Origin of the sequence: Vibrio hepatarius, assembly GCF_011806575.1 — a bacterium.
GTDB classification, from domain to species: Bacteria; Pseudomonadota; Gammaproteobacteria; order Enterobacterales; family Vibrionaceae; genus Vibrio; species Vibrio hepatarius_A.
On sequence record NZ_JAATOO010000015.1, the window covers coordinates 1 to 12081 of the forward strand.

General features: G+C 47.2%; 14 protein-coding genes. 6 read left to right on the plus strand and 8 right to left on the minus strand.

Translation table 11 applies throughout. The features are described from left to right. The 3 genes from HCZ42_RS12980 to recR form a co-directional block, all read left to right on the plus strand. Nucleotides 1-597 (plus strand): DNA polymerase III subunit gamma/tau C-terminal domain-containing protein (locus HCZ42_RS12980; RefSeq protein WP_303047958.1); only part of this gene is annotated, 597 nt, incomplete at its 5' end. Nucleotides 598-705: 108 nt separating this feature from the next. Then, nucleotides 706-1035 (plus strand): YbaB/EbfC family nucleoid-associated protein, encoded by a 330-nt coding sequence (locus tag HCZ42_RS12985; protein WP_053410753.1) that lies wholly within the window; start codon nt 706-708, stop codon nt 1033-1035. A 16-nt stretch (nt 1036-1051) separates the two neighbouring features. Next, nucleotides 1052-1651: a recombination mediator RecR gene (gene recR, locus HCZ42_RS12990; protein ID WP_167421100.1), complete on the plus strand. Its 600-nt coding sequence runs from the start codon at nt 1052-1054 to the stop codon at nt 1649-1651. A 72-nt stretch (nt 1652-1723) separates the two neighbouring features. Here the strand turns inward: recR and aqpZ are convergent, their stop codons facing one another. From aqpZ to HCZ42_RS13020, 6 genes are all read right to left on the minus strand, one after another. Then, complete coding sequence (gene aqpZ, locus HCZ42_RS12995; RefSeq protein ID WP_167421101.1) at nt 1724-2419, minus strand: aquaporin Z; 696 nt, start codon at nt 2417-2419, stop codon at nt 1724-1726. A 236-nt stretch (nt 2420-2655) separates the two neighbouring features. Beyond that, entirely contained in the window at nt 2656-3663 is a 1008-nt protein-coding gene (locus HCZ42_RS13000; protein ID WP_167421102.1) for a DUF2860 family protein, read from the minus strand. A gap of 58 nt (nt 3664-3721) precedes the next feature. After that, a complete protein-coding gene (locus HCZ42_RS13005) occupies nt 3722-5374 on the minus strand; it encodes an ATP-binding protein (protein WP_167421103.1) in 1653 nt (550 codons plus the stop codon). A gap of 10 nt (nt 5375-5384) precedes the next feature. Then, on the minus strand, nt 5385-6095 hold the full coding sequence (locus tag HCZ42_RS13010) for a winged helix-turn-helix domain-containing protein (RefSeq protein WP_167421104.1): 711 nt from the start codon (nt 6093-6095) through the stop codon (nt 5385-5387). A gap of 115 nt (nt 6096-6210) precedes the next feature. Further along, entirely contained in the window at nt 6211-6459 is a 249-nt protein-coding gene (locus tag HCZ42_RS13015) for a YkgJ family cysteine cluster protein (protein WP_053410758.1), read from the minus strand. A 132-nt stretch (nt 6460-6591) separates the two neighbouring features. Continuing rightward, the gene (locus HCZ42_RS13020; RefSeq protein ID WP_167421105.1) at nt 6592-6840 is read right to left on the minus strand and encodes a GlsB/YeaQ/YmgE family stress response membrane protein; all 249 of its coding nucleotides are present in this window, start codon (nt 6838-6840) and stop codon (nt 6592-6594) included. 188 nt (nt 6841-7028) lie between these two features. Here HCZ42_RS13020 and HCZ42_RS13025 point away from each other — a divergent pair, with 188 nt between their 5' ends. From HCZ42_RS13025 to HCZ42_RS13035, 3 genes are all read left to right on the plus strand, one after another. Continuing rightward, entirely contained in the window at nt 7029-7469 is a 441-nt protein-coding gene (locus HCZ42_RS13025) for a YcgN family cysteine cluster protein (protein ID WP_167421106.1), read from the plus strand. 301 nt (nt 7470-7770) lie between these two features. After that, nucleotides 7771-9453, plus strand: coding sequence for a mechanosensitive ion channel domain-containing protein (locus HCZ42_RS13030; RefSeq protein WP_167421107.1), 1683 nt, complete (start codon nt 7771-7773; stop codon nt 9451-9453). Between the two features lie 245 nt (nt 9454-9698). Further along, entirely contained in the window at nt 9699-11324 is a 1626-nt protein-coding gene (locus tag HCZ42_RS13035) for a mechanosensitive ion channel domain-containing protein (RefSeq protein ID WP_254868971.1), read from the plus strand. A gap of 29 nt (nt 11325-11353) precedes the next feature. Here the strand turns inward: HCZ42_RS13035 and HCZ42_RS13040 are convergent, their stop codons facing one another. Both HCZ42_RS13040 and HCZ42_RS13045 read right to left on the minus strand, forming a co-directional pair. Next, on the minus strand, nt 11354-11638 hold the full coding sequence (locus tag HCZ42_RS13040; RefSeq protein ID WP_167421109.1) for a putative quinol monooxygenase: 285 nt from the start codon (nt 11636-11638) through the stop codon (nt 11354-11356). A gap of 23 nt (nt 11639-11661) precedes the next feature. Next, nucleotides 11662-12057: a VOC family protein gene (locus tag HCZ42_RS13045; protein WP_167421110.1), complete on the minus strand. Its 396-nt coding sequence runs from the start codon at nt 12055-12057 to the stop codon at nt 11662-11664. Nucleotides 12058-12081 lie beyond the last annotated feature (24 nt).

Sequence of the window (12081 nt, forward strand, 5' to 3'; positions counted from 1 at the left end):
GACCGTGTTGCACAAAAACGCGGGGGAACTGGGCAGGTGTCGTCATTGTCAAACCCACATCAAATAGCGACACCTGAACCAGCGAAAGATGAACCGTATCAGTGGAAGCCAACGTTGCCGCAAAAAGAGCAGGTCAACAAAGAGCTAACACCGACACAACTTAAAAAAGCGCTGGAACACGAAAAAACACCAGAAATGTCTCAAAAGCTGGTGGATGAGAGCCGAGCACAGAATGAATGGGCGAGTTTGATCAGCCGTTTAGAAACGGCGAAACTGACCGAACAGTTAGCGCTGAACTCTCACTTTGAGAAAAACGGTTCATCGATTTCGCTGACATTGCGCCCTGAGCAAGCGCACCTGAATACAGATAAAGCGCAAAGTGAGTTGCTGCAAGCACTCAATGAAGCCTTAGGTGAAGAGTGCCACTTAAGCGTAGAAATCGGATCCGTGGGTGAAACGCCACTCGAACTCAGAGACAAACTGTATCAAGGCAAGCTGCAGCAGGCCTTCACCAGCTTAGAAAACGATGCAAATGTGAAGTTTATCGAGACGCGATTTGCGGCTCAACTTGATAGAGACAGCGTAAGACCGATTTAATTTTACGGGGTTGAAAGCTACACCGGTCGACCCCATCTAATAACGAAACGACAAGCTAGATACTAAAATCAATAAGTAGATTTGGTATCAACAACCAGAGAGATAAACATGTTTGGTAAAGGCGGTATGGGCAACCTAATGAAGCAAGCCCAGCAAATGCAAGAACGTATGCAAAAGCTTCAAGAAGAAATTGCGAATATGGAAGTAACCGGCGAGTCTGGTGCTGGTCTTGTTAAAGTTACAATTACTGGTAGCCATAGCGTACGTCGCGTGCATATCGATGAAAGTCTGATGGAAGACGACAAAGAGATGCTAGAAGACCTGATCGCTGCAGCGTTTAACGACGCGGCACGTCGTGTTGAAGAAACTCAGAAAGAGAAAATGGCTGATGTAACTGGCGGTATGCAACTACCACCAGGCATGAAAATGCCATTCTAACCAGCAAGGGTAGTTAATGCGCACCAGTCATATGCTGGAGCAATTGATGGAGGCCTTACGTTGTCTGCCTGGGGTTGGCCCCAAGTCGGCTCAGCGTATGGCCTTTCATTTGTTACAGCGAGATAGAAAAGGCGGCTTACAGCTTGCTGATGCTCTGAGTCAGGCGATGACGGAAATTGGTCACTGTTCAGAGTGCCGCACTTTTACTGAAGAAGATATCTGCCACATTTGTACTAACCCGAAACGCCAAGAAAACGGCCAGATCTGTGTGGTAGAAAGCCCAGCGGATATTGCTGCTGTTGAAGCAACAGGGCAGTTCTCCGGTCGTTACTTTGTACTAATGGGACACCTGTCACCGTTAGATGGTATCGGTCCAAGTGATATTGGCTTAGACGTATTGGATTTCCGTTTACGTCGTGGTGACGTTACAGAAGTGATTTTAGCGACCAACCCGACGGTTGAAGGCGAGGCGACGGCGCACTATATTGCCGAGCTGTGTCGAGAGCACCAAGTCGCGGCGAGTCGAATCGCACATGGCGTACCCGTCGGCGGCGAACTTGAACTGGTGGATGGCACAACGCTATCGCACTCGTTACTCGGCCGACAAAAGCTTTAAGCGAACAAATGTAAAAAAGCCGCAGCAATCGCTGCGGCTTTTCTTTTGTATTTTCTCTATTGAATATAGAAACTAGGCTTGTTTGGCGGAGAAAAGCGAGCGGTAAGCGACCGCGCCAATGATCGCGCCGACGATAGGAGCGACCCAGAATAACCAAAGCTGAGAAGTTGCCCAGTCACCGACATAAACCGCAACCGCAGTGCTGCGCGCAGGGTTTACCGAAGTGTTGGTCACCGGAATGCTGATTAAATGGATCAAGGTAAGACCAAGACCGATCGCGATTGGTGCAAATCCTTGTGGCGCGCGTTCATCGGTCGCACCCATGATAATCATCAGGAACATCATCGTCATCACGACTTCTGAAATCAGTGCTGCGGTCATTGAGTATTGACCAGGAGAGTGTTCGCCAAAACCGTTTGCCGCAAAACCAGATGCTGCTACGTCAAAACCTGCCTGACCCGTTGCGATAAAGTAAAGCACCGTTGCGGCAACAAGACCACCAATCACTTGCGATACGATGTAAGGAACCACGTGTTTAGCCTCGAAACGACCGCCAGCCCATAGACCAATGGTGACCGCTGGGTTGAGATGACAACCAGAAATATGACCAATAGCGAACGCCATTGTCATTACCGTTAGACCAAATGCCAGCGCTACACCCAGTAGACCGATACCGACGTCCGGGAAGCCTGCCGCAAGCACTGCACTACCACAACCGCCCAGTACTAGCCAAAACGTACCAAATGACTCTGCAATATATTTATTCATGGGTTTCCTATAATAATTGTTTGGAAGACCTCGGAAAGATAGCCGAGAAATGTCAGTAACGTGTGAGTGATAGTTAGAAATTGTAAGAGTTAGAGGAGTGGCGAGACAAAATCTCAAAAATGAAACGGCTCATTTGTCAGATTTTCCGACTTTGTTGAAATTACTTCCTGTAAATGGGAGGCGCCACACACCGAATACTGGCGATATGACGCACTACGGTTCTTGTGCTGCCTAGCTTAAAATCTAAACCCGACACCAGTGGCGACGAAGAAGGTTTCTGTGTCGTAGAAAGTGATGTCTGAGTCTGACTCCGAGTATCCCGCCATCAAGTTGAACATTGCGTTCTGCCAAGAAAATAGACCCATGTAGTTGTATACGGCGAAGATACCAACATTATCACTATCGCGTTTGCGGTCAAATACCGGATTTACTTCATCGTATTCGGTTTGTGATGCTCTGAATGTAGCCGTGAAAGAGTGGCGACGCAGACTGGACGAAATCGCCAATTGCACTGCTTTGTCTTGGTGGCTCTGAGCACTGCCGTCTGCATCTCGAACCGTGTATTGCACTCCCGGCGTCAGATTGAGATTCGCGAATACCGGAATTGAAACATCAAGCGTTGCTCTTTGAAATACGCTGTCTCGTTTTAGCAGCGAACGTTCACTTGTGCTGAGCGTTAAGCTAGTACCGATGTAGTCGTCATCAATTTCGCTGTCGGCAATCGCATAGGAAACGGACACAGGAATCGGCACGTTTAAGTCCAGTGCGACGCGTCCACCCATCACTGTTTGTTCGCTGGTGTCGCGGTCTACACCAGTTAGGTATGGGTCTTCCCACGTTTCATCAACAGACGGCACGTTGCCAAACAGTGCCACTGTAAGAGTGTTGTCAGCGTAGAGTCGACGCACCACCCCAAGCTCCGCCTGAAATTGCGCCTCTGCGATTTGATCTGGGCTGTTACCGATAAATACAGCAGTATCGCCAAATGAATATTGCAAGCGGCCCAGTATCATAGGCGCAGCGCTGACATAACTGTCGCCGTTATTAGTTAGGTCTTTGGTGGTGGCATTGTCGTCGTCGGTGTTGAACTGAGAAGAGCCGCCAGCCACACCAACGTTGACGGCGATAGCGCCACTAAAGCCGGGTTGAAGGGGATCAAAGTTGCCGTTTGCTATGCTGGGTGCACTGGTTAAAAGCGGGAAAGCACACGCCAGCAGTGTTGTTAGCCTCTGAGTTGTCGTCATTATTCTATCCTTGAGTTCTGTTAAGCCGTTACTTCCATTTAAATTAACGAGATAGGTGTTATAAGTCGTTGTCTGTTTTGAGACAGTTTGTGTCAAGCATGGTCACATTTCTACGCTCGATACTTTCTTGCCTGCTTGGCCAGCGAATGATAAATCTTGCACCACCGAGTTTGGATTCTTCCACGCTTGCATCGCCGCCGTGCCAGACCGCAATTTGTTTTACAATGGCCAATCCCAACCCATGTCCTTTCTCGCTAGCACGCTCTTGGTTGTTTAGTTGAGTAAAAGGTTCGAAGATTTTATCTCGCATCAATTGTTCAACACCGATGCCGTCGTCCTCAACAACCAGTAAAAAATCACTTCCAGCGTGAAGATAGGAGATTTCTATTGTCTGCTGAGCAAAACGAGCGGCGTTGGCCAGCAAGTTATTGAGCGCGCGCACCAGTCCTCGCTCGTCGATCAATACTGTTTGGTCTTGTAAGCTAGACGGAGAAGTAAAACGCAGAGACAAATGTGTATGTTGATGTTGGAAGTCTTCAATCTCACTTTCTAGCCGTTGGTACAAATTGACGGGCGAGAACTGGCTGATATCCGCGATGCGGTTATAGCGAGAAAGCAGCAGGGTTTGATTGATTAAGTGATCAAGATTATCCAAACTTCTAGCGGCGATCTGGCGGTACTTGTCTTTTTGCGCTGGCGTGATGTTGTCGTCTTCAAGCATCTCCATCGCAAAGCGCAGGCGATACAAGGGGGTTCGCAAGTCATGGGCGACAGCGCGGGTCAGGTCACGCTGGCTGGCAATTAGGCGCTCAATATTGTCGGCCATTTGATTAAATGAACGGCTCAATTGAGACACCACCGATAAGGACGATGTTTTTGCTCTGCGCGTTAGAATACCTTGGCCAAACTCGCTCGCCGTTCGTGACAAGCGTTTCAAGTCTCTAGACAGCGGGTAGACCCATAAAATCAGCGTTGCCGAAACCAAACCAAACAGCGCACTGACGGCGTAGGTGGTGAGCTTCATCTTTACTGAACGAGAACCCTCATCTGTCACTAGGATCCAGTGTCGGTTATCCACTTGCGTTAGCAACTGAATCGTTGAAGTTTCAGGAACTGTATAAGAAGCGAGCCAATCGGTTGATGATTGCAGTCGCTCGAGTAACATTGTAGGCACTTGCTCTTTTTGCACCAGTTCAACCGAGATCGGCAACTCATCGTGGTTTAATCGTAAACGCTCGCGCCACGTATCTTGAGGGTGTTTGAGCAAATCTTGCTTGGCGAGGTAAAGCGCGCCGCGAGCCTGATTGGCGACCATGCTCTCTTCCGATTCTTCCAATGCGTAGTAAATCACTTGCTGTGAATCACCAACCCGTTTGAAAAGCGCCATCGGAGAAGCAAACTCAAAGGCAACCTCTCCAGCCATAACCTCGTTTAGAATTTCAGGTTTATCTTGTAACGCTTCTAAGTGAGTTAGCTTGAGCGGGTTATGAAAAAACTGCTGATGTTGTTCGATTGTGGCTGACCACTCTTGAGGTGAGAGGGAGAGGAGTTCCTCTTCAATCAAATTGACCGAGCCAGAGTAGACTGACTTGAAAAAGCTGCCACTCATCGACTTAGAAATTGCTTGGACCGGGTTAAGGTCGGTGGGAATAATCAACAATACGAGTGGTGTAAAAACAGCGAACCAAAGAATGGCAAACGAGCGTAGCATATTGGCTCCTTCAATCTGCAACGCGACAAAGCTGATAACCTTGTCCTCGTACGGTTTTGATTATAGTTGGTTCGTTTGGATCGTCACCCAGCCTGCGGCGCAGGCGAGAAATGCGTCGGTCTATAGAGCGATCCAAGCCGTCGTACTCAAAGCCGCGAATACTTTGTGCGATTTCATCGCGAGAGACCACGTGACCGACATGGGCGGCAAGTAGCAGCAGGAGCTCAAACTCAGACGTCGTTAATTTTACGGGTTGATTGTTCATGATTATTTGGCGCAGCTGAGTGTCGATAATCAAGGAGCCAAGTTTAATTTGATGCTGACTACAGTTTGAATCTGCGCCAAGGCGTTCATGGCGTCTAAGTAGTGCGCGAATACGAGACAACAGCAGTCTCGGTTGAACTTGCTTTACCACATAATCATCGGCGCCGAGCTCTAGCCCCATCACTTGGTCGATATCGTCATCGAGCGCGGTTTGCATCAGAATCATACCGCGATAATCGGCTCGAATTTGACGGCAGACATCCATGCCGCTTTGACCAGGGAGCATTACGTCAAGGATCACCAGATCCGGCTGAAGCTGCAAAATGGTATCGACGGCCGCTAACCCGTCAGCGACTGTAGTGACTTGAAAATCGTACGTTTCAAGAAAGTCGCGAATGAGCTCGGCGAGTTGGTGGTCGTCTTCGACCAACACGATATGAGAATGTGCGGTTTGCATAGCTCTCCATTGCGTAATGCTTAATGGATGCACTATAGCGAAATTAGCCTGATGTCTCTGTGACCGTTTGTGACTAAATGGTGAAATTTTCGACTCAACCGATAATTTGCAGCGGTTAAGTGAGCTGTTCCAATTCAGTAATGTTATTCAATGCGTCTTGGTTGGTGCTGCCGCATACTACCGGACAAGGTTTGAAATCGTGGCACACTTTTGGTCGTTCCGGTTTGCCGAACAGCTTGCACAGATTATCGTCGTTCAACTGAATACAGCGAACGCCAGCAGGCTTGCCGTTTGGCATACCCGGAATAGGTGAGGAGATACTCGGGGCGATACAACAAGCGCCACAACCTAATCGACAATCCATAATCTATACCTCTTAAAAAATGAGGTGCAATTATGGTCATTTTGACGTGGATTGGAAGAGTTGGTAGGCAAAAAGACAGAAGGAGCATTTAACTAATACTCCTAATGTTGTCGAGGTTTGTCAGAAGATCAATCACTTAAGAAAACGGTTGTAAACAAACAGCAGGATAAACGCGCCTAGTGTCGCGGTAAGGATACTGCCGATGTTTACGCCCGTTGCCCCACCAAAGCCGAGCATGCCGCCAAGGAAGCCACCGACAAATGCGCCTGCAATACCCAACAACATGGTGGCAATCCAACCGCCGCCGTCTCTGCCTGGCATTAACCATTTCGCCAACGCACCAGCGATCAGACCTAAAATAATCCAAGAAATAACGCCCATGAAAACTCCTTAATTCTTTTTTGATCAAACGAGTAACACCAATTTGCTTAAGGATAGAACAGCAAAAAAGAATCCGTTGAATTGCTCTTCAGTTAGTTGTCATTTATTGGATATCGTCTCAAAACTTGAACTTTTGCGGTGAGAGGGGTATAAATCGTGCCCGAAATTCACTTGGTGAGACCTGAAGTATGAGCATTCCATTTTGGCAAAGTAAATCGTTAGAGCAGATGACAGAAGATGAATGGGAATCTCTTTGCGATGGCTGCGGAAAGTGCTGTTTGCACAAGCTCATGGATGAAGATACCGACGAAATCTATTACACCAACGTAGCGTGTAGCTGGTTAAATAGCAAAACGTGTTCGTGTAAAGACTACCCAAACCGCTTTACCTCTGGTGAGGAATGCACCAAGTTAACCCGTGAAGACATCGACGACTTTACTTGGCTACCACACACCTGTGCGTACCGCTTATTGGCGGAAGGTGAGCCGTTACCAGAATGGCACCCGCTGATTACGGGCTCAAAATCAGCGATGCACGCCGCGGGGGAAAGTGTCCGCAATAAAGTGGTATATGAAATCGACGTGGTGGATTGGGAGGACCACATCCTAAACCATCCGACACGTGCTTAATTGTTTGTTATCGAAGATTGTGGTTGTCTATTTTTCTCAAGCCACAATCTTCCTCAGTTCGCCCCTCTCACTGTAAATCTACTTATCTTCTACCACTCTGTTTTTTATCTCAGAATATTATCCATTAATTCTGAACCTTTTTTAGTTTTAGTGGAAGTCAGTCAATTCCTACCAGAGAGTCGTATGTTTATATATTGACTAACCTATAACGTTGCACACGCATTTTTTCTGCTGGTTGATGTACAATTACATCCAAATACTTATTAAACAATGACTTGAGTTTACTTATTTAGGGGTTGTCATGTTGAGCTTATCTTGCCGAAAATCGGCGCTTTTTCTTTGGGGCGTGCTGATTGCGTTCAGCTGCGCGCTATCGCCGCTTGCCCAAGCGGTAGAAGAGGTGGAATCCGCGTCTATTTCAAAAGTTGAACTGGAAATAGAACGGATTAACAGTGACTTGAAAGACTTGTCAGATGCGCTGAAAGATACAACAGGCGATCAAAAAGAAGCCTTGCAGTTGCAGTTGTTCCAAAAGAATGAAGAGTTGCGTGCGGTTCTTGAAACGGCGATCGACAAGGAGCGCGTGCCAAAAGATAAGCTAATCTCTTTGGTCAAGATGCAACAAAACTACTCGCGTGGTGCAACGCAGTATCTGGAACAGAAGATCAAACAGCTCGATGAGACCATCAATAAAGCTAAGGAAGAAGAGCGTTTAGCACTGCTCAGTGATTACCAAGAATTGCAGCACTATCTGGATGTATTGATTGAGTCAAAATGGCAGAACATCCAATGGTTGAAAGCGCTTGATGTCGACGTAAGAAAAGCCCAGCAAGAGCTAACAGACACGGTAGAAAAAAGACTGCGTGTGATATCTGCGTCTGTTGAGTACTACAACCAGCAAATTGAAGTGGTCAACAAGCAGATTGCTGTGCGTCCGGAATCTGAAAAATCGGCGCTGCAACTTAGCCAGTTAGTGCTGAAACAGCGTATGGATACCGCAGTCGATAGCATGCGAGCACTGATTTCGATTGGTCGCCAACTGGACGTCGATACCTCGGACTACCGCCGCTTGATGTTTGAAGTCACTGGCAGCATTACCCAAGACCTGTTTGATGGGAAAGTGATTGGCTCAATTCTATCGAGTTGGCTGGATAACTTCTGGGACTGGCTAGCGAACAATGCGCCACAACACCTGATTCAACTATTGGTGTTCGCGGTTATCTTGTTAGCGACAAAAGTGTTGGCGAAAGTGACACGTAAGGTCATCGGCAAAGCGGTAGTGTCTAAGAACCTCAATATGTCGCAACTGATGCAAGATTTCTTCATTGCGATGTCGGGTAATTTGGTCTGGATTATTGGTGTCTTGGTTGGTCTGTCACAAATTGGTCTCAACTTAACGCCTGTCTTGACCGGTTTCGGTATCGCCGGTGTGATCATTGGTTTCGCCTTGCAAGATACCTTGTCTAACTTTGCCGCGGGTATGATGCTACTTATCTATCGCCCGTTTGATGTTGGTGACTTCGTGTTCGCTGGTGGGGTGGATGGTAAAGTTAGCCATATGAGTTTGGTGAACACCACGATCAAGACGTTTGACAACCAGATCATTATGGTTCCGAATAGCAAAATTTGGGGTGATGTGATCAAGAATGTGACCCACGAACGTGTTCGTCGCGTCGATATGGTGTTTGGGATTGGTTATGGTGACGACTTACTCAAAGCCGAGCGTGTACTGACGGAGATCGTTACCGAACACCCAAGCGTATTGCGTGCGCCAGAGCCAATGATCAAAGTACATACACTAAACACTTCATCTGTGGACTTTATTGTTCGCCCTTGGGTTAAAACCGATGATTACTGGGACGTGTACTGGGATGTGACCAAGGAAGTGAAGCTGAGATTTGACCGTGAGGGGATCTCGATTCCATTCCCACAACAAGATGTGCATCTTCATATGATTAAGGATGAAGACACACCTGAGAATTAACAGAGAGCGCCGCAAGGCGCTTTTTTTTGTGCGGGCGAAGTTAAAAGCAATTCATCTCTCCTTCCGCCAAAACCTACCTAAAGTTATCGTTCTATTATTAATGAGACGCTGCCCATGCGGACGATGGCATAAACTTGAAGAAGTGTATTGAGAGTAGAGCGACTCTTCTTCGGGGTGTAAACGTGCACATGTGTTCAAAAAGGTCGGGGTTCGTCCGGCACATTCTATTATTTGCCGCTGCATGCATGGTGAGTTTGCTTGTTCACGCGCAGCAAGAGCAACAAGAGCCTGATGCTTCCACTGTTTCTCAAGCAGAGTTAGAAATAGAACGTATCAACGGTGAGTTGATCGATCTGTCCGAGAGTTTGCTTGAAATTGAAGGTGACCAAAAAGAGGCGCTACAACTTCAGCTTTTCCATAAGAATGAAGCATTGAGGCTGTTGTTGAAATCGGCGATTGCTAAGCAAAGTGTGCATCAAGATAAGCTGATCGAGTTCATTACGTTGCAGCAAGAATACGCCAAAGACGCAACAGATTATTTGGAAGATAGGCTCAAAACGCTCGACGACACCATCAAACACGCCAGCAGTGAAGAGCGCTTAGCTTTGTTAACTGATTACCAAGAGTTACAACGTTATCTTGATGCGGTCAACGAGTCGAAGTGGCAGAACATTCAATGGCTAGCATCGTTGGGTGTGAATCAAGAGCATGCCGAGCGCGCACTGAAAACATCGGTCGAGAAACAGCTCCGAGTGACTTCAGCATCCGTTGACTACTATAACCAGCAAGTCGATATCGCTGGTAAACAGATCTCAGAACGGCCCGATTCTGAAAAATCCGCGTTGCAGCTCAGCGAACTGGTATTGAAACAACGTTTGGACATCGCGACCGACAGTTTACGTTCGTTAATTTCCATCGCAGAACCGCTTGGTATCGAAACTGCCGACTACAAGCGTTTGATGTTTGAAGTGACAGGAAGCATCACCCAAGAGTTGTTCGACGGTAAAGTGATGATCGCAATCCTCTCCAAATGGCTCGATAATGTTTGGGATTGGTTGGCCAACAACGCGCCACAACACCTGATACAGCTATTAGTGTTTGTTGTCATCTTGATCATGACGAAGTTGTTAGTCACACCAGCACGCTTTTTGGTAGGTAAAGCCGTTGTCGCCAAAAACCTTAAAATATCTCACTTGATGCAAGACTTTTTTATCGCCGTGTCCGGCTACTTAGTGTGGATCATCGGCATCATGGTTGGGTTGTCACAGGTTGGTCTCGATTTAACGCCGGTATTAACCGGTTTCGGTATCGCAGGTGTCGTTATCGGCTTTGCGTTGCAAGATACGTTGTCGAACTTTCTCGCCGGGATGGCGCTACTGATAGGGCGTCCATTTGACGTTGGTGACGTTGTGTTTGCTGGTGGCGTGGACGGCAAAGTTAGCCACATGAGTTTGGTGAATACCACGATCCGAACGTTTGACAACCAGATCATCATTGTACCTAACAGCAAGATCTGGGGAGATATTATAAAAAATGTCACTCATGAACGCGTGCGTCGGGTGGATATGGTGTTTGGCATTGGCTACGCGGATGACTTATTGAAGGCAGAAAGCGTGCTGTTGGATATCATCACTTCACATCCAAGTGTACTGAAAGCGCCAGATCCGACCGTCAAAGTCCATACGCTAAATACGTCATCCGTGGATTTTATCGTGCGGCCTTGGGTAAAAACCGATGACTACTGGGACGTGTATTGGGATGTGACCAAAGAAGTGAAGCTGAGGTTTGACCGCGAGGGGATCTCGATTCCATTCCCACAACAGGATGTCCACCTCAATATCATTAAGAATGAGGATATTCCAGAGAACTAAAAAAGAGCGCCGAGAGGCGCTCTTTGCTTTTACAGCTCTTGGTAGAAGCGAATCTCAGGTTCAGCTTCTAACAACCCATCTAAGTTCGCGATCAGCGTCTGAAAATGAGGTTGCTGGCCATGGAAGTCAAAAGCAGCTTGGTCTTTAAACTGCTCTTGAAACATAAACTTTTGCGGTTGTTTTTCATCTTGGAATAAACAGTAGCGTAAGCAACCGTCTTCGTTACGGGTTGGTTCAATAATTCCGGTTAACAGCTTTTCAAGGGCTTTCTCTTGCCCTTGTTTCGCAAGAAAAGTCGCAGTTACATTAATCATAGTTTTCGTTCTTTATGTTGTGTTTAGAGGTATCTTCCCTGACGCTGCAGAAACTCAATTTTGTAGCCGTCAGGGTCGGTAATGAAGAAGAATGTCGCCAGATGTTTTTGTTGGTGGTCGAAGGCTTTTATATCGCTGGCTTCGATACCCAGTGATGTAATGCGTTTGTGCGCGGCTTCAATGTCTTCAACACTCACCGCTAAATGACCGTAGCCGTTACCCAGTTCGTAAGGCGCAGTTTGGCCGTGGTTATGCGTCAACTCTAATTCGAATTCGGTTGCTTTATTAGCGAGGTAGGTCAACGAGAAGCCGTCAAAAACGTATTGGTCTTTGACGTCCAGCTCAAGTGCGTCTTGATAAAATTTAACGGAACGCTCCAGATCGCTTACTCGGATCATGGAATGAATCATCTTAGTCATGGGTACTCCTTATTTCGCTATAAG